Here is a 20,527-nt window from a genome sequence, read left to right on the forward strand (position 1 = left end):
GGGCTTTATTATTCACCCTCGATAATGTCTTTTATGTGAACGTCTCGCAGATAATTCTCACCCATACGATACGGGTTGTAGATGCCGTCCTGCATCTTTTCAAGCTCCTCTATTGCTGACATGTCGTTCGTCTTCCGGTCACTACTGATTGAGTTACCGTGAGCCATCGCGTGTACTAGAGGCACAAGAGAGATTAAAAACTGCAATCCGCAATACTGGGCTGTCTTCCCAGTGAAGATAGCAGCAGCCGCTCCGGCGACAGTGAAGATAAGGAAAGCTGTAAGGTAAACTGAGTTCTTGGCTCGCCCGGCTATCCAAGCACCGATTAGCATTGCGGAGATTATTGCAATCGCCGCGCAAGATACGAGATCGGCGATTTCAGTTCTATCATCGTGAAGGTATACGATCCCGGTTCCCGATGCTAAAACAGGAAGGATGATCTGCAAGAAAAAGCTCAGTTTGGTCTTGTTTAGATTGCGATTGATCCCATAGAAGACGTGCGAAAAACGTGAGCCGCGCGGTTGCTGTACATCCACTGCAAGTTTATCGACCAAGTTTACGACGCACGCAGTTTGACGCTGGCTAAAGCTGTCAGCCGAGATCAGGTCCTGTATCGACGACACGGTCCGAGTTAGCTCCAACGAGACCCCTTTAAATCTCGTTAAATTGATCGACGCAAGGTCGATGCTATCTGGTGGTAGACCTAGATAGCCTTCGAGCAGGGCTTCCGCCCTACGCACTTCCCCGGCAATGATCGGATGCATGATGCACCTCCTGATTCGATAGACCTATGGTATCGCAGGTCCCAAAAACGCAAGGCTCGCTAAGCCGCCGTTCGCGCCGCTGATGCGCCCTTCCCTCCGTGTTCTGGGCCGCCGCTAAGGCGAGCCAGGCTCTGCGCCAGGCGCGGCTGCTTGATCACGTGCGAGAGGGTGCGCCTCGAAATGGCCGATAGCCACCCGGGCCGCCTCAGCGAAGCTCGTGATGGACTGCGCCACCCAGAGGAGGTGTGGCTCGGCCTCGTCATCCAGATAATCGACGGACACCGCATAGGCGCCGCCCCAGGCCGTAGAGTCCTGGATCTGGATGCGAGTTGATCTCCCGCAGATCTGAAGCACGAACTCGGGGTCGCTAGCATCGGTCCCGGCTCGTTTCTTGAAGCTGTAGCTGGTCATGTGATCGTCCGCTGGATGGGGAAACTGTGTGCTTCAGCAGAACGTATCTGACGCGGTGGAAATGCAACCCCGGCCGCGACGCTAGTCCCCCGTGCGAGCGCCTGGCTTGCCCTGGGCCACATAGGCGATGGCGCCGAGCCGATAGGTCGAGGTCGTAAGGAGCGCAGGTCGGGCGCTGTCCTGTGGCCGCTGGCTACCGGTGGGCAGGTAGAGGTTGTGCTCTGCCCAGACCTCAGCGCGCGCCACGATCGACGTTGCGCAGGGCCAAGGCCTTGCCGGCGAGCACGAACAACCGCAGGTGGGCCTTGATGATGGCGTCCCACTTTTCGCCGCGCTCACCGAACTAGAGCGTGCAGCGTGGATGTGGCGCCACGGCCTGGTGCTTGATCCTCACCAGGTCGTCTGCCAGGTTCGCGATGGCGCGCAGGTCCTGGTGCTTGGGCGTCTGCTCGATGGGCATCCTCTGGTGCAGCGCCCGCCTGCAGCTGCTCACTCCCGGTGGCCACCTGTACCCTCCGGTTGCTGGTGGCTTGGCCAGGCCAGGTGAACGAGATCCGTTGTGGCGCTCCATCGAAGGCGTGGAAGGTGTGCAGCGACGGCGCCCAGGGCGCTCTCGCATGACTCGAGCTCGTCGATGATGCGCCGCTCGGGTGCCTTGATGATCAACACGTCTTGCAGCGCGCTCGCCTGCCGGCGGAAGTAGCCCGGCTGGCGCATGACGGGGTCGGCGGCATAGCCATCAGACACACGTAGCCAGGCACACCGCTGCTTCAGCTGCTTTGTTCGATCGTCGGCTGGACGATGCGGTCGATGGGCAGCCAGATCCTCAGGGAGGATACGCTTCGCTAGCGGAGCGCTCGAGGGTCAAGCGGCGCCTTCAGAAACGTTCGGATATTCGATGGAAGCCTGTCTGCAGCAGAGCTATGCGCTGTCTCTGGTGTGTGGGAGCCGCAATAGGATGCCAGTGTGCTGACGAATCAAGAGATCAAATGGGCCGCGCTGCTCGTAGTGGTCGTGAGCGTTGCGAGGGCGCTGTTGCGAAAGCGGTGGCCTGATCAGGTGCGACGATGGGAGCACCTGGTCGATCTGTCGATCTTGGTGGCGGTGATCTTTTTGATGATGGCAGCCCTTACCAATCTAGGCAGGGAGCCGGGCCGACCGATGCCTGCAGGGCCGACCAGGATTGCCTCCGTGACGCTGACGGATATCTCGCTCGAGAGCCACAGCTGACCGCAGGCGCTAGGCCGGTGACTCGTAGGTGATGCCGCCGAGCCGATACGTCGAAGGCGTCTTGAGCGGTACGCGATCACCCTCCGCCACTTCCATCCGCTGGCCACCGGTGGGCAGGTAGAGGTTGCGCTCAGCCCAGACCTCCGCCCGTGCCTTCACATCGCCGCGCTGGCGGCCGCGGGCCGCACGATCGAAGTCGCGCAGCGCCGAGACCTTCGGCTCGGCCTCGCCGGCGAGCATAAACACCGGCAGATTGGCCTTGATGATGGCGTCCCACTTCTCTCCGCGCTCCCCGAACCAGAGAGTGCAGCGCGGGTGCGGAGCGACGACCTTGTGCTTGATCAGCACCTGGTCGTCAGAGAGGTTCGCGATCGTGCGCAGATCCTGGTACTCGGGCGTTTGCTCGAGCGGTATCCCTTGCTGCTGCGCCCTACTCTCGGCCTCCGCCTGCAGCTGCTCACGCACGGTGGCCACCGGTATCCGCTGGTTGCTGGTGGTGTGGCCAGCCCAGGTGAACGAGATCCGCCGCGGTGCGCCGTCGAAGGCGTGGATGGTGCGCTGCAGCTGCTTGGTGGTGACGCCGGCGCCCAGGGCGCGCCGCAGGAGCCGCGGCCGCATCTCGGGTGTGTAGCCCAGGGCGAGCCGAAGCGCCTCGATCTCGTCGGTGACCACCTGCTTACTCGCATTGATGGCCAACACCTGCGGCAGCACGCTGGCCTGCAGGCGGAAGTAGCCCGGCAGGCGCATGACGGTGCCGGCGGCTTGGCCAACGTCGCGCTGGTGGCTGGCCAAGGCCGCGGTGGCCAACGCGATCGCCGCCTGGCCGTCGATCTCCTGGACCTCTAGGACGTCGGGCGTCTTCTGCTCGTTCAGCAGCGGCACCTGCCACACGCGACCGTCGACCACCAACCCTGGCCAGGTCGAATTGAAGCTGGTCAGCTGCTCGACGAGCACCTGGTGCGCACGCTGGATCCCTTCGTACATGGTGGTGCCCTCCTCACGGGCGACGTTCCCAACTAAAGAAATATACCACCCCTATACAACGCAAGCCCCTATCCAACCTTTTCCCTTCCCACCCCACGGCGACCCTGACCCCTTTCCTTCCTTCTCTCCTTCTCTTCTTTCCTTCCCTTCCCCTTTCATCGTGCGCGGGGCGCGGGCGGTCAGTAAGTGAAGCTAGGCAGAGGAGATGCAGGGGGGCTGGAATGAGAGGTTTGTATAGGGGTGGTATATTTCTATAGCTGGATATGGTTAAACGTATGGCGATGAAGCCGGTAGCGAGCAGCACCTATCAAGTTTTGCTCGCATAGCCCTATCTCGTTGAGATGGGCTATGCGAATGAAAAGCCATCAGTCTCGGAGGCGGCTCGCTAGCCGGGAGAGATCTTGCGACACAACGTGGAGGCTTTCACTGGCGCTCTGGGTACGCTGCAGGTCCTCTTCATTGTGCTGGGCGACGGTGACGATCTCCGCCAGGTTGCGGGCGATGTCCTCGGCCACCGAGGTCTGCTCCTCGGCCGCTGTGGCGATCTGCCGGTTCATGTCGCGAATGGCTTCCACGGCCAGGGTGATGCTGCGCAACCGCTCGCCCGAAGCCACCACTTGATCGCGTCCGGCACTGCTTTCTGCGGCGCCCGCACGCACCGCTTCGGCCGCTTCGTGGGCGGCGCCCTGCAGCGTCGCGATCAACTGATGGATCTCACTGATGGAGCTGGCCGTGCGCACCGCTAGGCTACGCACCTCGTCGGCCACCACGGCAAAGCCACGCCCAGCGTCCCCTGCCCGCGCGGCCTCGATGGCGGCATTGAGCGCCAGCAGGTTGGTCTGATCGGCGATGCCGCGAATGACCTCCAGCACACTGCCGATACGCTCGCTGTCGTGTTCCAGGCGGGCGATGACGGCGGCGGTGCGGGTGATCTCGGCATGCATCCGCTCAATGGTGGCGATGGTCTGGGTCATGCTCACCTCGCCTTCCTGGGCCGCACGATCCGCGTCGTTGGCCGCCGTGGCGGCGCTGCCGGAGTGGCGGGCCACCTCTTCCGCCGTGGCGCTCATCTCGTGCATGGCGGTGGCCACCTGATCGGTACGCGAAAACTGGTCGCGGATACCCTCGCCGCTGCGTTGGGCGATGGTGCCCAATTCCTGGGTAGTGGCGTCGAGCGCCCCGGTGCCCTAGCGCAGCTGGCTAGCCAGATCGACGAAAAAGTCGCGCAGGCGATTGGCGGCGCGGGCCAGCCGACCCACCTCGTCGCGCCGCGACTCGGCCAGGGGCTGCCCCAAGCGACCCTCGCTGAGCTGGACCAGTTGCTCGGTGACCCGCGCCAGCGGACCGACGATGCGGCGGTTGACCAGCCAGGCGCTGAGCAGGGCGATCAGAGCGGCGAAGGCGAGCATGGCGCCGACCGCCAACAGCACGGTGCGCCGCGCCTCGGCACTCAGGGCCTCGGCCTGGCTGTTGGCGCGCGCGTTCAACTCGGTGACCAGACCGGACAGCTGCTCGGTGGTGGCCCGGTCGATGCCCTTGACCGCGGCATCGCCCTGGGCCGCGGCATAGTCCGCTGCGACATAGGCCGCCAGGCCCCGTCGATAGGCTTCGCCCATCTCCCGGTGGCTCTGGGCGAGCTGCTCTAGGCGCTGGCGCAATTCGGGTTCATCGGTCCCCCGGCGCAACTGTTCCAGTGCGGTCTGGACCCGCGCCTCCTCTTCCTGGAATTGCTTCCAGTAGCGCTCACGTAGATCGGCGGCACCGCCACGCAGCAGCACGTTCTTCCACTCCTGCACCTGGGACTTGAAGGCCAGGTTGGTGGCGTCCACCAGCCGCGCCTCTTCCAGCGGACCGGTGAGGAGTCTTTGATAGCCATCCAGTTGGCGGGACAGCAGGCCGAAACCGGCCAGGGCAAGTGCCAGCAACAAGACCAGGCCGCCGCCGATGAGCAGCAGCAATTGAGCACGCAGGGAACGAGAGGGATTCATGGAAAGGGTCCGAGAGGATGGCGCGGGTGTTCACTTGACGACATATTTGTCGCAGTAACTCTTAAATTATTTGAAAGTCCGACGATTGCCATACCCCTTCAGCCGCACGGTCGTTTTGTGGCTACCGAAGGTGTAATCCGTCCGACGATAGCCTTGGTGTCTGCCTCAGCCTCCAGGTCGACAGGGATCTGCAGCTGCGCCAGGCCCTGCTGGCCAGCCCAGGCAGTGCACCGGCGCCGGCTGCAGCTGGTGATCGAGGTCGACCAGGATCTGCGGCCGCACCAGGCTCTTCCGGCCAGCCCAGGGCTACGCAGCGGTGCCGACAGCGCCTGCTGATCGAGGTACGCAAGCTATAGCACGCAAATTTTTTTCTGCTGGAAGCCATTTTTGCTATCAAAAACGTTAAAATGCAATCAATAGCGCTTACTCAGACCAGCATCTATAAGCAGTATTGCTATCAGAAGGCAACGAATCATGGCACTGACTATTCGTAACGTAACCGATGAGCAAATCGAAGCCTTTTCTGCTCTGACCGGAGAGAAAACAGCCTCGAAAGCAATCATCCAAGCTGCAAACTTAGGGGTTCGTAACACCGCCCGGCTAGAGATCGCCAATCAGAAGATCGCCGAACTAGAGGCCCTGATCAGACGCATCGCCGGCCCGTGTGAAGCTATTGTCGAGGCAATCAATGGGCCAGCCGAATGATGCCATCACTGGAGTTTGGAGCTGGCAATGTCGGCTGAAACGCCCCGGGTGATGATCCGTGAGGCTTCAGGCCAGCAGACTTGGAAGGAGCATGAGCTACCTGACCTTCGCTCCCTTACCCGCGAGCTTAGGGCCCTAGCTCCTGCGCTGGTAGCACCAGCAGCAACCGTTGACGATGCGGTTGAGTGCATAGCGGCCCAATTTGGGTTTACAGGGGGAGTTACCTTTGTGGATGTGACTACGCCTGTAGGTGCTGTGCGGATTCTACGGGACAGCCTTCCACACATCGTCGAGAAGCGCGCGGACGCTAGGGAGAGGTATGTTCGCTATGCCCTAGATACCCTCACCGGGCCGTTCGAGGTCTGGAAGGTGCTCTATACCAACGATGACTATCGGCTGGCCTTCATTGGGGCATATGAGGCCAAGAATCAGATGCTTGTGGTCGTGACTGTGAAAGATGGGCTGTTGCTCTGGAACTTCATGCATGGCGACGCCAGGTCGATGAACAAGCATCGTCATGGTGAGCTCTTGTTCCGCCGATATGAAATCGAGAGCAAAGAAAAAGGGCAGCTATGAGCTGCCCTAAGAGTGTTTGCCTGATATTTGCATCCTCAGACTAGGATGAAGAGGTCTCACCTGACGCTGATACCGCAACTATCAACGAGGTTCCTACGCCAGCTATAGCCGCTGCGGGGCAGCTGGTTTCGCGCTCTTGTGAATCATATTACGCATCAATGACCCCTTCGTCAAACAGTCGTGATGGACGCCTTTGATTGCAATCTGGTCCCTAGATTATGACAGTCAACGCGAGAATGCATCATTGTACTACGCGGTCTAGGCACCGGAGGCATCTGGTGATCGAGGTTGAACAGGGTCTGCAGCTGCACCAGGTCCAGTCGGTCAGCCTGCGCCGCGCGGCTGGTGATTGAGGTCGACCAGGATCCGCATCTGCCGGCCGGCGTGCGGCTGCGCAGCGGTGCCGGAAATGCCTCCAGCCCTGACACAAGAACGCATCGCCGAAAGGATAGGACCGTATTTGGTTTTAATTTGGTCCGACAAACGATAGAGTGGGCCGCATTGCAGTGAACATTGGGATCTATCAATGCGAGTCGAAACGATCAGCTACCTGAAAAAGAATGCGGCCGATCTTGAGCTCACTGAGCCAATGATTGTTACCCAGAATGGCAAGCCGGCCTATGTGATCGAGGCCTATGCGGATCGTGTCCGCCGCGATGAGTCCATCGCCCTGGTCAAGCTGCTGGCGTTGGGATCCAAGGAGTACGAAGCCGGCGAGCACATGTCATCCGAGCAGCTGAAAGAAGGCCTGCAGCAGCGGTTCGGGGGCGATAGCAAATGACCGCCAGGGCTTTCCAGGTCCGGTTCAGCGCTTCGGCAAGGACCGGTGCGCTCGACCAGGTGCACCACCTCGCGAAATCGGTTTCTCGCCCCGAAGCACTCGCCAAGATGACCAGCGTCGTCGACGAGGTCGCCACCGAGCTCCGGAAGTCACCACTCGCTCACCCGATTGCCGCCGCCGGTGCCGAGTTTGGCATCGCCAGGTATCGCGAGATCGCCAAGTCTGGCTATCGAGCGGGATACCTGATCGACGAGGCGCGGCGCGAAGCCGTAGTGCTCGCCATCTTTCGCGATGGCCAGGACATCCGAGAGCTGCTGTATCGACACCTGCTGATCAGCTGAGCCAAGCCGCGCATAGTAGGGGGAGGTCAGCCACCCACCGCGCCCGTACGGTGCGATCGCTTCGACGCATCGCCTCGGGCGACGAGACCCTAATGAACCCGCGCATGGTGACAGCGAAGTGCGCGATCTTCGTCATCGGTGGGCCAGACGGTGGCATTGGCCTCGGGTCATCCGGTCTGGGGTACTGGTGACCGGCGGAAGGCCGATGCTTAGGCGCGAGAGGCTGTCACACGTGTCAGCGCTAAGCAGCCCGGGGCCGCCCCGCCACGCCCATTCAGCCGGCGAAGAAGCACATCCAGACTATGGCGACCCCTGCACCGCCGATGGCGAGGCGGCTGATAACCCGGGCGGACGCAGTATCGGTCGCTCGCGCCTCAAGCGCACATAGGCCAAGCAGCTCAGCTACGACGAAGCCATACCAGCCAGGATGCACTTCAACAACTGGTGCAGGGTCGAGGCCACGTGTGAGCCAACCGAATGTGCAGATGAACAGGACCAACAGCAGCAGGCCGAGCCACGGCCAGTTTCGGACGACGTAGCTCTCTCGTTTCATAGGTATGGGTTTCAATAGACCGCTCCATAGTGCAGACCCCAGGCATGTCTACCGGAGACGGGGTGAACACCGCATGCTTTGACGACCATTGTCGCTGCCAGTAGCGCTCGGATTTGAGCAGTTCATGCCTGGAAAGGGCGGAAACTCCGCGTGGAACGTGCCGAAGGAGCGCTCGTTGATGAACACTGGTTCGGCTTAGCCCCAAAGCCACAGGAAAGCGCCAACAACTGCCGATCCAGCTGTCATGGCCAGGGTGAAGTTATGACGCTGGATGAGCATAACCAGCGCCCAGCGAAGCGTACGTTTCGACGCCTCGCATAAATCGCGGTTGAGCTACTCTTCCGCAGCAGATGCTAGGTGCAGCTCGAGCGCGTGGATTACTCGCGTCCTGGCGCTACCAGCAGTCGCCCCGCCGTGCCCCGCAACATCGCTAGGCATGTCGGTACGTCCAGATGAACTTGCTTGGCGAGCACACGGATGCCCAGGGCACCCAAATGAAAGACCTTGTCCGGGGTGATCGGCACGTTGATCGATTGGCGTTGCTGGAGCAGGCGCAGGTAGAGCACACCGCGCTCAGGCTGGTTAACCAGGGTCAGCCCTTTGTCGCCGGCGGCGCCATGATTGCGCGCTTCGAACGTCGCCGTGATTCCCAGGACGCAACACATAAACGCCGGCATTTCGCGAGGCGTAATCTGGAGCGTCAGCTTCTCGGACCAGTCGAATTTTTCGCTGGATCCCTTGCGCCCGGCACCGTCCACCGCGAGCACGGTTTCCTGCGCCTGATTCAGCACCACCTCGAACTTCAGCGCGGCAGATCCGCCGTAAACGTGGAAGCCCTCGAATTGGTCGGCCACCCTCATTCCCCGGAAGCAGGGCTAGTTGCCCGGGGCGCCTTACCGGTGCCCCTGGGAGCCGGCTTCGCAACCGCTTTGGCAAGCTGGCGCTCCAACGCTGCGATTCGGGCACTGCTATCTTTCTGGACGCGCTCTAAATAGCGCTCTGCGGCTTCCCGGCCGGCGTCGGCCCGGGCGAGCTTGTCACCCAGGGCGCGATTCTCCACTCGCAGCTCTGTGAGGATCTCAAGATCCTGGGCGCGCGTACGCTCCATTTCCTGGATCTGCCCCGCGGCGCTATCAGCCTCAGAGCGAGCGATGGCAAGCCGATTGCGCATTTCACGGAGCTCGACCTGGGTATCAGCAAGACGCTCTTCAGCTGCGGAAGCAGAACGCTGATGCTCTGCGCTCGCCGCTTCTGCGGAAGCCTTCTGGGCGAACGCCAGGCTCAACTCGGCCTGACTCTCGGCGAGCTGGTCCCGAGCTTGTTGCGCCTGCCCTTCTGCCTCGGCAAGCCGCTCGGCGAGACTGGCGTTCTCCTCGGCCATAGCACTGAGCTGGCTGTCCTTCAGCTGAAGCTCGTTGGCCAACCCGTCTATCTGCTGCTGACTGCGCTCCTGATCGGCCTCGAGGCCTTCCAGCACGCCGCTGGCATCGTCTTGCTCAGCCTCCAGGCGGGCGATCTCCTGCCGCGCCTGCTCGAGCTCCAGCACAACCTCTTTGCGCGCCGCAGCCGCTACCAGGTCAAGGGCACCGGCCAGAGCGTCCTGCATTGCCTTGGTCTGCTTGGCGACTGCGGTTTCGATAATCGCCGTGGCTTCCTCCGGCAGCGGCCTGGTCGGAATGGCCCCACCCGGTACCCCAGTGTGGTGTCGCTGCCAGACGCTGAGGAGCGTTTCGGGGCGGCCTCCGCCGAGGGTAGTCCGTAGCGCCCAGCCATTGACCTTGCGCCCACCTGCCAGCAGCTGCTCGCCGGCGGCGATGACCTCTGCGTCTGTAAATTTGCGTTCAGCCATGGCCGCCTCCGGGTAATGGAAAACAGCATAGTAAAGCCAAACACAGCTAACAAACAATTAGGTTAGGTATATCTGGTTAGTTCCTAACGTTAGCTAACGTCTGCGAGGGTTTGTCGCTTTTGAGCGTCGGTAGCCCGTGAGAGATGCGCGGATCAACACTGGTCAGGAGCTGAACCTGGAATCGCGGCCGCCTCAGCCGTGTGGGGCTCTTTGTGGGCTCTGACCAATAGAAACAAGACAAATCTCAGCTATGGCGCGGGCTCCGTAGATCTAGTACGGGGATATAACTTCCCCGTACTGTATGACTCAGTTTTTAGAGGTTCGGATAGTTGCATACGCAGGATTGGGTGATAGCCTTCGGCGATCGATGTGGAGAGTTACCGTGGGCCAGTTGCTACCGAAGCAGGTGAAAGAGCTATCCGAACCAGGCGTCTACCAGGACGGCCGCGGCCTCATCCTGCGTGTGGCCAAGACCGGGGCCAAACGCTGGATCTTCAGATTTTCCTTCCGAGGTCAGCGGTATGACGTAGGGCTGGGTGGCTATCCGGCGGTCTCGTTGAAGCAGGCCCGGCTTGAAGCGGACAGGCGCCGACTGAAGATCGCGGAGGGGGCGCCTGAGTTACCGGGCCGGCGATCGCCTGCGGCTCAATCGCCGGCCGCGGGACCCGACCTCTTCGAGACCCTGGCCGGGCAGTACATCACCACCCACGGTGCTTCGTGGAGCCATGACCACCATCGTCAATGGGTCAGCTCCATGGAACGCTATGTCTTCCCGGTACTCGGTCGCCGGCCGGTCGCCGAGATCGATACCGACCTGGTGCTGCAGGTGCTCCGCCCGATCTGGGACAAGATCGAGGTCACCGCCGCGCGCATCCGCAACCGCATCGAGTCGGTGCTCGATGCCGCCCAGGCACTGGGGTTTCGCGAAGGCGCCAATCCGGCTCGGTGGCGTGGCCACCTCGACAAGCTGCTGCCGCGCCACGATCGCAATGTCACGCACCATCCAGCGGCGCCGGCGGAAAGCTGTCCATCCGTGCTGCATCGCCTGGATTCCCTGGACGGTCCAGCCGCCCGTGCGGCGGAGCTGCTGATCCTCACATCACTGCGCAATGCCGAGGTTCGCGAGGCACGGTGGGCGGAGTTCGACTTCGACGCAAGACGCTGGACCATCCCGGCGGAACGCATGAAGCGAGACAAGGAGCATATCGTGCCCCTGACGAACCGGATGCTGGAGGTGCTAGAGCAGCAGAAGGGTCAGCACGATACCTGGGTGTTCCCCAACGCCCGCGGTAAGAAACCACTGCCGGGCAACGCGATAGGCCGGGCGCTGCGGAAGATCAAGCTTGAGGGAGCGGTCCCGCACGGCTTCCGCTCGACGTTTCGTACCTGGGCAGCGGAGACCACCTCACACCCGAGGGAAATCTGCGAGAAGGCGCTGGCCCACAGGATTGGCTCCAAGACTGAGGCTGCCTACAACCGAGGCCCCCTACTCGAAAAGCGGCGCGCACTGATGAGCGACTGGGAGACATTCTTGGCGATGCCGGAGTTGCCAGGCTCGGAGGACGTTGCATCAGGCGTCCTGCAGGACGCCTGCAGGACGCCTAGCGTGATCTAGGAAGGCGGTGCGATCCCGTAGCGTGGGAGCTGGGACGCCTGCAGGACGCCTGCAGGACGTCTAGCGTGTTCTAGGAAGGCGGAGCGATTCCGTAGCGTGGGATCTGGAACGCCTGCAGGACGCCGGCGAAAAGGCGCCTGATCAGCCACGCGCCGCGCAAGACGCCTATGGGATGCATTATCTCGGCGGTGATTGATCGCGCCTGTGTGACCTGGAAACAAAAAGCCGGCGAAGGCGCCGGCTTTTGGGGAGTTGTGGCTACCGCCAGCGTGCTTTATGCCAGGCGTCTTTCAGCCACACCTCTGTTGCTACGTGTCAGTGCCCTTACAAGGGCGCTCCCCGTCGAGTAGCGCTTGGCGATTGCCTGCCTTGCAGGCTCGCCGTAGGCGTTGAGACGCCGCGTGGCAAGAAACTCTACGTTAGACAAGCCCAGCTCCTTGACGACCTCATGATCCGCCAACCCCCAACCGGCCAGGTCCTGAACACGAGCTGCCAGTTCCAACAGCTCGGCGACCGGACGCTCGGTGAGTACTGCGTCATTCACATCGCAATGGAAGCGATCGCGCTCAGCGACCGCACTGCAGAACGGGCAGGACGACCGATGACCCATGGAGCTCGACACCAGGTAAGGAAGGCGGCACCGGCGTGAGGAGCAGATACGGACCACGACCTCTTTGGAGCGGTACTCACGTGCGATCACCCAAGCGCGATCGATATGAAGCGCCTCGGTCGAAGTCGCCAGCGCTACCTCGCCTGCGGACCGGTATCCGGTGTAAACGCGATAGGCGGCCATGACTGCCTGGACATCGACATCAACGAACGGATTTTTTGCGGCCCGAAGGTACGCACACATGAACAATGTTGCTTCAACGACCTGGCCGGAGTTCGACAGCAGGCAGGCGCCACTTGGGAGGGGGCCGCTAGCCCCTTTGTACTCGACCCCAATCTGCTTACGCAGACGATTGACCTGCTTGGAGGTGTGATCGGTATGCACGGTGATGATGCTGCAGCGAAAGCCTGCCTGCACCATCTGCTGGGTCAAGGTTGCGTTGTCCATGTCTGCGGATCTCAAAGGGTGTTATCGGATTCCCAGGTTCAATAGCTGGGATTCATGACGCGAAGCAGTAGCTGAAGGGTGTCGCTGCGCTCACCGGCGGACTCACGCACCAGGCCGTCTCGTGCGGTGAATTTCACACGGCCCAGGGCGGCAATTTGGTTGCGCTGGCTGAAGGAGCTTTCTTTGAGCCAGCCGGCGTCTTTCTCGGATAGTCCCCAGAAGATTCGGCTCTCCAGCTCCGAGGTACGCAGATCCTCGCGGATCTCGCTAAGCACATTGGTTACGAGGCTGACGCTGTAGCTGTTCAACATGGCGCGGGGGGCACTTCCACCATCGCCGTGTACCAGGCTGATCTTGAAGACCGAAGCGGGCAGGCAGGCCAGCCGCTCAATGTCGGCTTCAGCTGCGGTGAGCAGCCACTTTCCGTCCTCAGTGCTGATATCGAAGAAGCGGTAGAGGGCGCTGTCCTTCGACTCGATCCACTCTTGAGCCGTCTCCAGCAAGCAACCCACTGGCGTCGCGGTGATCATCCCTGCTCTCCTTCCTGCTTGAGCAAAACGAGACGTCTCCACACGCGGAGGACGTCCTCTCCATAAGCCCTGGCGACACTGACCAGCTCTGGATTAGGGGTGTGATAACGCCCAATCAACAGCGCTAGGTCACCCCCTTGCTTTTGAAAACCGCAGAAGACTTTCGTGGCGGTCCGCACGTTGGTGCGTAGATCGAGCAGGTCCGCCGGGTCGCTGACCTCGCCCCCATTCCACCGTAGGCTGATCTGCATCGCTCCCACAGCAATTGCCCGGGTTCTGGGCAACGCTTCTCGGAGCAGTTTTTCTGCTTCTGCGCGAGTTCCCGGATGAAATCCCTTGCCGTCGATATTGAGAGCATAGGGATTGGGGGTGACCATCCGGCCCGCGTATTTTTTCGATTCAACCAGCGCAATTGCGTAAAGAAGCTCAGGTGACGGCCGACACCCTTGAGTCGAAGGCCTATCCCAGACAGTGCCAGTCAGGTCGAAGGCAGCTACCTGGCCGGGGACTGCACTGACAGCACAAAGCAGTGCTGCTGCTAGCCTCCCGAAAATAGCTCCAATATTCGCCACACCAGCCACCCTGCAAACTGCACCTCTAATGTGTGCATATTTTGTGCTCTGGTTCTCACTGTTTCAATAGAGCCATCTATCAATCGCCTCCTTAGGGGGCTAACTGGCCCCATTTCCGGGACGAACGGCGTGTACGCTTAAGGAACTCCTAATATTCGGTGATTTGCTTCACACAATAAGCGTTTTTGTTCGTCACCAGATTGACGGATAGCGCGGAGAGCGATGCCGTTTACGTTGATGGCGTCGTAAATTCGACACCATTCTGTGAGCATTTTCCCGTTCAGCTTTTGTACAGGGAATGGTGTAAATAAAATGCGCGTAAATGGCCGATAATTGGACCGATGTTCAGCGCACCACCAAGCCACGCGGGCGACCGCAATCGCCTCGTACAAGGAAGGGACCACCATGCACTACACACCCGAAGCCACTTCGCACGAAGCGTTCGTCACACGGGTTAAGGACCTCATGGATGCTAGAGGTCTGTCCGTTCAAAAGCTGGCCCTTGCTTTGAACGAAAACGAAGGGACTACGAAAAACATGCTCTACCGAGGTACGAGCTGTAACAGGGAGCGCCTTGTAGCGCTTGCCGGCGCGTTGGGAAGCACCGTCGAATACCTGGCGACAGGTGTTGGCGAGCCTGGCCAGACTTTGGAATCGGTCACCCTTATAGTCAGGTCGCTGCGCGAGCTGGCCTATGAGAAAGGCCTGCTTGGAGAGAAGCCTGACTTCGCCTCCGAAGGGACATTCCTTCGCACGTTTCCGCTGCCGCTTCAGTTGCTTCAGCGGTATGGCATCAGCCCGGGCAACGCCAGGGCTGCAAGAGTCGACACTGACGCCATGGAGCCATACATCAAGCCAGACGAGATCGTGGTCGTCGATATCGCAGACACCACGTTGACGGAAGGGAATTTCATCCTGACCCATCATGGGTCCGTCATTGTGCGCAGTGTCAGCCCAGTGAGTGATTTGATGAGCTTCAACGTCGCTAACGTCCGCTATTCCAGTATGACGTTTTCTCCTGAGGATCTTGCCAGCGGTGAGGCCAGAGTGCCCAAGGTCGTAGGTCGGGTGAGGTTCAAGATCTCTACGACGTCGCTTTGAGTAGGGCCTGATCCCTCTCGTCGGTCGGATCGCCTGGCGCGTGAAGGAAATGCGAGAACCTGAATGCGTGGCCAGGTCGTATTCGTTCAAGTTCCCGCACTGATCTCTCAACCAACTGCCCCCTAACCGGTTAGGTCGACGTTAAAGCTAGGACGCCTTCGGGGGCGCGGTGACACACTCGAGAGTTCTTCACCACGCTGCTGAAGGTCTGGTAGTGCGCCTGCCTCTCCAGTCTCCACTACTACCGCGACGGGGATCCTGCCGACCTCTTGAGAAGGCAATGGCGGCTTCGGCAGATCGTCGGCAGGTAGATCGCCTGGCGCTTCGCCGGCTCGCAAAGGGCCGGCGTCCAGCTTAGGCGCTATCAACCCGGGGGATGGGCTGGCAAAGCCCTCTACCGACATACCACGCTCGGCCATGAGTCCTAGGCTCGCCAACTCCAACAGGCGCTTCACCCGTTGCCGGCCCGGGAGCCTCAGCAGCTCGGCTTGAAGCATTGGAGCCGTACCGTCCCGAAATTTGACGTTCAGTCTCAGCGCAAGATCGTCCGGCGCATCGCTCATCTCCTAGCTCCCTTATCAGTGATTGAGCCAATACCCGAAGGCGTTGGAGATAACCGGCTCACTCGCGGCGAGAATCTTCGACAAGGGGAAGATCTCCTTCGCCGCGGCGCTATAGCAGGTGCCGCCGCCGCCACCGATCAAAACGAAGTCGATCGCCTCGCCATCGAGGAAGCGCATCTGCTGCTTCATGTTCGATAGCGCCTTGGGCACAACAGTCATGACCGCCTGATCCACGAATGGCTGCAGGTCCACCTTGCTGCCATAGAGCTGGATGTATGGCTTGCCCCGCTGCAAGGCAATCTCGATTTTGTCGCGACCAGGGCCCGGTCCGCCAAACTCTTGGGCGATCAAGAGATTGATAGCCTCAAGCAGAGCGCTCATTGCCTCCATGGACGAATCGCTGGAATCTCGAACGATATCCCCGCGGCGGAAGACCACCCAATCAACCGAGAAGAACCCTGGGTCCAGGACTAGGATTACGCCCTCATCAAGGTCGTCCGGGCTTTCGTAGGTGCTGTAGATATAGTTGAGGGTCCCAACCGGCTGCGGCAACACAGTGACCTTCTGGACAGTGATCTCACGCTGCGGCGCCACCTGGTGAACGCCCGTCAGCTGTGCGGTCAGCCGCTCGACCAGCTGCGAATTGCGCATCTGGCTGACCGGAAGGCCGGTGATGAGGTGGTCGATCTCCGTTCGACCGTCCCGGCACGCATCGCTGATCGACGCGTTGAACAGCGCTCGGTAGCTCTTCGAGGCGGGATAGTCTGCATGCAATTCCCGCGTGACCCCGGCTCGGCCGGCGCTTAGAAACGCCGCCCAGGGTTCGCCATCGAGAGTGACATAGTGCTCCCCCTCCTTGAGTACCGCGTTGCCATTGAGGCTTCCTAACGGCGCTGCCTGGGCAGGGGAGATGAATTGGCGTGGCAAGGTCTCGTCGGCATAGCCTTCGACCCGCTTGACGTTGGAGTAACCGATATCGAGGCCCACTACGTACGGAGCGGCGTTCTGGGATTTCTTACTCATGCGTGCACTCGCTTGAAAGGGTTCGCAACGCGTCACGTCCCGCAATGGTCAGCCAGGCGTCCTGGAGGACGCCTGGCGCAAGCACGCCCATGCAACAGCGCTGCCGTTCGTGCTTGAGGCGTCCTACAGGACGCCTGGCAGGGCATTTGCCAATCCCTACCCGCCTCTCAGGCGTCCTGTAGGACGCCTGCCGGTCAATTCGGGAGCACCTTGCTTCGCCCTCCTCTCCGTAGGCGTCCTGCAGGACGCCTACGGAGCACGTCGACCATTGCGGTGGGCAACGAGGCGTCCTACAGGACGCCTAGGACAAGAGTGCCTATCGCCTCTCTCTTTCTCTCTCCAATTCACGCCCTCGAAGGGCGCGAATTCGCTGAAGCCATGCGGCCTGGGAGTGCTTGAATGGTGTCACCTAGTACTGGCAAGGCATCCGTATGAGTTGTTGTTCGGGAATCGACTTTAACGCCATGAAATCTGCCAATAATTATTGACAACACATACGGATGAATTGCCTTTTTTGTGGCTCCGCGGGAGACCTTCACTTATCCATAATTAATGACAATACAAACGGATGAAGTGGTTTCTTGACTCTCGCTTCACAAGCGATATTTCTGCCCTATAAAGCCCGCGCGTAAGGGGGACCCAATACCAAAAATCTTTCGTCACTGATTAACATTGTCAATAGTAATTACAACCTTGGCGATTCCGTTCAAAATCGGCTCCAGGGCGCCCTTTGGGAACAGAGATACCGGTCATTTTCCCATAATTATTGACAATCTGAACGGATGTATTGGTCTGCCGAGCCTTATTGACCATGCATACGGATGTGTTGGGTTGATCGTTTACGCCCGTTCCGAGACGGTTTTCCCAATAGTTAATGACAATACAAACGGATGTATTGAGTTTGGGGATAGACGCCATTGGCTAACAGATTTTCCATTATTAATGGCAATACAAACGGGTGAGTTGGCATCGTAGCACAGGGGTATCTGACAACGGTCTAGCGCGAAACTGGTCAAGTCACCCTTTCCGGTGACGATCATACCCAAGGTTCACCGCCTCATTTCCCAATATTTAATGACAATACAAACGGATATATGGTTTTTCTCGCCGGAGCGTCCCATTTAGGACAGGGAAATGCATATTTAATGACAACCTATACGCGTTTATTGGTTTCTATGGAAAACGTAGATTTTTGACCCTGTTTTCACCCTCGTTCGCTAATGACAACCCGAACGGTCTCCTTGTAAATAGATAGGATATGACAATGACCCCTGCAATCGACCCCCAAGTCAGCAACGGCCCAATTTCACGTCTTTATGGGCTGGCTTTGACTTCACTGGACGAGGCGCACGAAGCCCTACGCGAAGAAGCGCTGCGGCTGAGGGATGAGTACTTCGAGGATGCCAAGGCAAGAGCCGATGGGAAGATCATCTATCGACTGATCGACGTGCGTGGCAATGGCAAAGGATCTGTGTCCATCGTCTGGTGCAAAGTCTTTTTCATAAAAGGTAGCAATGGCGCGAAGAAGCATGCGCGTACCCCCATCGCCAAGGGGTTGGGCTACACCTATGCGGCCACCCCAGTCACCATCGGAATGGATGCGTGGTTCGTCGAGCTATTCCATCTGTATGAGCCCAAGCTGGCCATGATCAGAGAACAGCTCCTAAACCTCGGCAAGGTGCGAAAACTGCTGCTGATGCAGCAGCGCAAGGTGAACGCCAATCCGCCGGTTGCTTAGTTGCGTTTCCAGAAGTACCGGTACGGTGATCCTTTTCCAGACAGCAAGGACCGGTTTATGAAACGTCCACCAGAAATGGATCACCCCGTCATCGTCGATCGTGTCGACCTGGACATGTGGGCCGACCTCTACTTTCAAGCCTATTGCGGCCAGCCGAACGCGGTGGCGCTATCAGACTTTCTCAAGCAGCCCTACGCCTACCTGCACGAGGCCGGCCTCCTACAGGTAGATCAGCAAGAGCCGGAGTATCCAGTCTTGCTGCCGGTCCGCACGGGCATCGCCCGGCAGATCCAGGATGAGTGGGCAGCGGAGCAAGAGACGAAGCTGGCGCGCAGCTCGGCGAGGCGGCATCTCACACTCATACGCGGTTCGATGCGCTGACACCGTGGTCGCCAGGAGGGTAACTGGAAAGGGGCCGGCAGCTTGCTGCCGGTAGCGGGACCCCGGCGCCTGCCCATGTTAAAGGTTCAACTCTGCCGGGCTGTACGATCGACGACCGGCATCGGGTGTGAATTACCATCCAGTCAGCAGCCGCGAGTGCCATCCTCTCTCTCTCAGAGTTGGGGGAAGACAGATGGCGGTACGGTCCGTAGCGCAAACAACGGTGGGCACTGGCCTCGTGGCGGTGGCATTTGCCATTGTCTGCGAAGGTGCCCGATGGCTTCATGCAGCCAGAAATGGACTGCTGCCTGCTGACCTCCCTGCGCCGTTTGATTCGGACCCTGTGATCGCCCTTCTCACCGCAGCCAGTTCCATCGCGACGCTGCTACCTGGCTGCATACTCATTGCTCGCCACACCGGTTAGCTGAAACCAGGCACCGGCGTGCGATCACCTTCCTGCACGAAAGAATCTTTCGCTTCGTCTTCCCTGCCGTCTGTCGGTGTCAAGCTTGCTGGATCGTTCCTCCCTGATTACTGTCTATTTATACAGTAACTCTAAAGGAGGCCATTCCATGTCCATTTCTCCCCGTATCCCTCGTCTCTGTCACCGCTGTCCCGATCGCTCTGTTGAGTACCAGAAGGTCATGGCTTCAGGGATTGAGCAGGTGGGCCGCTATGGACATGCTTGGTGATGAGCAGGACAGCTTCGAACAGCAGCAGTCCCTGTTTCGCCCCACGGAGCTGACGTACTGCCGCAACCTCGTGGATCTGCTGACCGAGGAGCTCGATCAGGTACGTCAGTGCCTGGGGCAATCCCAGCGTGCTAATCGTATTTTAGTCGCTGAGCGGGACGTCCTGACGGCGGAGGTACAGCGGCACCGACTGCGCTACGTCCAGTTCGTACAGGAAGAGAATCAACGCCACGTGCCCCGGGGTGACCGGCTCATTCCGGACGACCGCAACGATCCCCTCTCGCGTGCCCAGCGTCATATCCTGGGGCTGGAGTCGATGAACTCCGTCCTGCATGCAGACCTCTTCAAACTGCGTGCGCAGCTGCAGTTCCTGCTCACCGAGCGCGGCAGCACGCCGACGGCACAGGTGGTGCAGACGGGGGTGCAGCATGGATAACGCGGCCACCAATGTCGTGGCGCTCGACTCTCTGCTCGACAGTCGCCGTGTGTGGCGCGGGCAAAGTCCGCATGTGGACGACGCCAGCACCCAGCCAACCGGGCACTCCGCGCTCGACGGCCAACTGCCCCTCGGCGGGTGGCCTGATGCTGCCCTGACCGAAATCCTGAGCGCCCGGCCGGGCCTGGGTGAGCTGACGCTCGTCTGGCCGACGCTGGCGCGCCTGACCGCCGCCGGCGAACGCGTGGTGCTGATCGCCCCTCCCTACTTGCTCTACCCACACGCCTGGCTACAGGCCGGCGTCGACCTTGGCCGGCTGAGCGTCATCCATGTCCAGGGCAAAGACGTGCTGTGGGCGGCAGAACAGTGCCTGCGCTCCGGCAGTTGCGGCGCGGTGCTCTGCTGGCCCAGCAAGGCGGATGATCGCGCGTTGCGCCGGCTGCAGGTGGCCGCCGAAACCGGGCAGACCCTCGCCTTTGCGTTCCGCCACCAGCGTGAGGCGGTCAATGCATCCCCCGCGGCGCTGCGCCTGGTGCTCGACGGCTCGCCTCAGCAGTTGCGAGTGCTCAAGTGCCGCGGCGGCAATCCCCCTGTCGCCGCGCTGGCGCATCGAGTGTGGCATTGAAGGACGACCGCA

Annotated in this window: 21 protein-coding genes and 1 pseudogene; 11 read left to right on the forward strand and 11 right to left on the reverse strand. The window is 60.3% G+C overall.

Going from position 1 to position 20,527, the window contains the following annotated elements:
* Positions 1 to 8 precede the first annotated feature (8 nt).
* Together FEZ61_RS22215 and FEZ61_RS22220 are read right to left on the reverse strand one after the other, a co-directional pair.
* Positions 9 to 764 (reverse strand): hypothetical protein, encoded by a 756-nt coding sequence (locus FEZ61_RS22215; protein ID WP_064306986.1) that lies wholly within the window; start codon positions 762 to 764, stop codon positions 9 to 11.
* Between the two features lie 114 nt (positions 765 to 878).
* Entirely contained in the window at positions 879 to 1,175 is a 297-nt protein-coding gene (locus tag FEZ61_RS22220; protein WP_064306985.1) for a hypothetical protein, read from the reverse strand.
* A 966-nt stretch (positions 1,176 to 2,141) separates the two neighbouring features.
* Here FEZ61_RS22220 and FEZ61_RS22225 point away from each other — a divergent pair.
* Positions 2,142 to 2,405, forward strand: a complete 264-nt coding sequence (locus FEZ61_RS22225; RefSeq protein WP_064306983.1) for a hypothetical protein — start codon at positions 2,142 to 2,144, stop codon at positions 2,403 to 2,405.
* A 9-nt stretch (positions 2,406 to 2,414) separates the two neighbouring features.
* On the opposite strand, the gene FEZ61_RS22230 is transcribed toward FEZ61_RS22225, so the two are convergent.
* Positions 2,415 to 3,389 carry a replication terminus site-binding protein gene (locus tag FEZ61_RS22230; protein WP_064306982.1) on the reverse strand — a complete coding sequence of 325 codons (975 nt, stop codon included), beginning with the start codon at positions 3,387 to 3,389 and terminating at the stop codon, positions 2,415 to 2,417.
* Positions 3,390 to 3,754: 365 nt separating this feature from the next.
* A pseudogene (locus tag FEZ61_RS22235) lies at positions 3,755 to 5,377 on the reverse strand (methyl-accepting chemotaxis protein).
* A gap of 474 nt (positions 5,378 to 5,851) precedes the next feature.
* Between FEZ61_RS22235 and FEZ61_RS22240 the strand changes: the two are divergent.
* The 4 genes from FEZ61_RS22240 (at position 5,852) to FEZ61_RS22255 (ending at position 7,780) form a co-directional block, all read left to right on the forward strand.
* On the forward strand, positions 5,852 to 6,082 hold the full coding sequence (locus FEZ61_RS22240; protein WP_064307025.1) for a hypothetical protein: 231 nt from the start codon (positions 5,852 to 5,854) through the stop codon (positions 6,080 to 6,082).
* A gap of 27 nt (positions 6,083 to 6,109) precedes the next feature.
* A complete protein-coding gene (locus FEZ61_RS22245) occupies positions 6,110 to 6,658 on the forward strand; it encodes a PBECR2 nuclease fold domain-containing protein (protein WP_082900361.1) in 549 nt (182 codons plus the stop codon).
* A gap of 526 nt (positions 6,659 to 7,184) precedes the next feature.
* A complete protein-coding gene (locus FEZ61_RS22250; RefSeq protein ID WP_064307026.1) occupies positions 7,185 to 7,439 on the forward strand; it encodes a type II toxin-antitoxin system Phd/YefM family antitoxin in 255 nt (84 codons plus the stop codon).
* The gene (locus tag FEZ61_RS22255; protein ID WP_064307027.1) at positions 7,436 to 7,780 is read left to right on the forward strand and encodes a hypothetical protein; all 345 of its coding nucleotides are present in this window, start codon (positions 7,436 to 7,438) and stop codon (positions 7,778 to 7,780) included. Before FEZ61_RS22250 ends, FEZ61_RS22255 begins: the two co-directional genes overlap by 4 nt.
* Positions 7,781 to 8,054: 274 nt before the next feature.
* Here FEZ61_RS22255 and FEZ61_RS22260 read toward each other — a convergent pair whose 3' ends face one another.
* From FEZ61_RS22260 to FEZ61_RS22270, 3 genes are all read right to left on the reverse strand, one after another.
* On the reverse strand, positions 8,055 to 8,348 hold the full coding sequence (locus FEZ61_RS22260) for a hypothetical protein (RefSeq protein ID WP_156522275.1): 294 nt from the start codon (positions 8,346 to 8,348) through the stop codon (positions 8,055 to 8,057).
* Between the two features lie 362 nt (positions 8,349 to 8,710).
* Positions 8,711 to 9,193 (reverse strand): hypothetical protein, encoded by a 483-nt coding sequence (locus FEZ61_RS22265; protein ID WP_064307029.1) that lies wholly within the window; start codon positions 9,191 to 9,193, stop codon positions 8,711 to 8,713.
* Positions 9,190 to 10,182 carry a DNA-binding protein gene (locus tag FEZ61_RS22270; protein ID WP_064307030.1) on the reverse strand — a complete coding sequence of 331 codons (993 nt, stop codon included), beginning with the start codon at positions 10,180 to 10,182 and terminating at the stop codon, positions 9,190 to 9,192. Before FEZ61_RS22270 ends, FEZ61_RS22265 begins: the two co-directional genes overlap by 4 nt.
* A 382-nt stretch (positions 10,183 to 10,564) precedes the next feature.
* On the opposite strand from FEZ61_RS22270, the gene FEZ61_RS22275 reads away from it, so the two are divergent.
* On the forward strand, positions 10,565 to 11,797 hold the full coding sequence (locus FEZ61_RS22275; protein ID WP_064307047.1) for a site-specific integrase: 1,233 nt from the start codon (positions 10,565 to 10,567) through the stop codon (positions 11,795 to 11,797).
* Positions 11,798 to 12,071: 274 nt separating this feature from the next.
* Here the strand turns inward: FEZ61_RS22275 and FEZ61_RS22280 are convergent, their stop codons facing one another.
* Genes FEZ61_RS22280 through FEZ61_RS22290 form a run of 3 tightly spaced genes read right to left on the reverse strand, consistent with a single transcriptional unit; the run spans position 12,072 to position 13,761 of the window.
* Complete coding sequence (locus tag FEZ61_RS22280) at positions 12,072 to 12,854, reverse strand: FlhC family transcriptional regulator (RefSeq protein ID WP_064307031.1); 783 nt, start codon at positions 12,852 to 12,854, stop codon at positions 12,072 to 12,074.
* 38 nt (positions 12,855 to 12,892) lie between these two features.
* Complete coding sequence (locus tag FEZ61_RS22285; RefSeq protein WP_064307032.1) at positions 12,893 to 13,384, reverse strand: hypothetical protein; 492 nt, start codon at positions 13,382 to 13,384, stop codon at positions 12,893 to 12,895.
* Entirely contained in the window at positions 13,381 to 13,761 is a 381-nt protein-coding gene (locus FEZ61_RS22290) for a lytic transglycosylase domain-containing protein (RefSeq protein ID WP_231893023.1), read from the reverse strand. The genes FEZ61_RS22285 and FEZ61_RS22290 overlap by 4 nt, the downstream gene beginning before the upstream one ends.
* 600 nt (positions 13,762 to 14,361) lie before the next feature.
* Between FEZ61_RS22290 and FEZ61_RS22295 the strand changes: the two genes are divergently transcribed.
* Complete coding sequence (locus FEZ61_RS22295) at positions 14,362 to 15,057, forward strand: LexA family transcriptional regulator (protein ID WP_064307033.1); 696 nt, start codon at positions 14,362 to 14,364, stop codon at positions 15,055 to 15,057.
* A gap of 578 nt (positions 15,058 to 15,635) precedes the next feature.
* Here FEZ61_RS22295 and FEZ61_RS22300 read toward each other — a convergent pair.
* A complete protein-coding gene (locus FEZ61_RS22300; protein ID WP_064307035.1) occupies positions 15,636 to 16,643 on the reverse strand; it encodes a ParM/StbA family protein in 1,008 nt (335 codons plus the stop codon).
* Positions 16,644 to 17,907: 1,264 nt separating this feature from the next.
* Between FEZ61_RS22300 and mobI the strand changes: the two genes are divergently transcribed.
* The 4 genes from mobI to imuA all read left to right on the forward strand — a co-directional run bounded on the left by mobI (position 17,908) and on the right by imuA (position 20,515).
* Positions 17,908 to 18,381, forward strand: a complete 474-nt coding sequence (gene mobI, locus FEZ61_RS22305; RefSeq protein ID WP_064307036.1) for a conjugative transfer protein MobI(A/C) — start codon at positions 17,908 to 17,910, stop codon at positions 18,379 to 18,381.
* A 57-nt stretch (positions 18,382 to 18,438) separates the two neighbouring features.
* Positions 18,439 to 18,762 (forward strand): hypothetical protein, encoded by a 324-nt coding sequence (locus tag FEZ61_RS22310; RefSeq protein ID WP_231893024.1) that lies wholly within the window; start codon positions 18,439 to 18,441, stop codon positions 18,760 to 18,762.
* Between the two features lie 675 nt (positions 18,763 to 19,437).
* Positions 19,438 to 19,890: a hypothetical protein gene (locus FEZ61_RS22315; RefSeq protein WP_064307038.1), complete on the forward strand. Its 453-nt coding sequence runs from the start codon at positions 19,438 to 19,440 to the stop codon at positions 19,888 to 19,890.
* Positions 19,883 to 20,515 carry a translesion DNA synthesis-associated protein ImuA gene (gene imuA / locus FEZ61_RS22320; RefSeq protein WP_064307039.1) on the forward strand — a complete coding sequence of 211 codons (633 nt, stop codon included), beginning with the start codon at positions 19,883 to 19,885 and terminating at the stop codon, positions 20,513 to 20,515. Before FEZ61_RS22315 ends, imuA begins: the two co-directional genes overlap by 8 nt.
* Positions 20,516 to 20,527 lie beyond the last annotated feature (12 nt).

It is taken from the genome of Pseudomonas sp. MS15a(2019) (assembly GCF_013277805.1).
Lineage (GTDB): Bacteria > Pseudomonadota > Gammaproteobacteria > Pseudomonadales > Pseudomonadaceae > Chryseomonas > Chryseomonas benzopyrenica.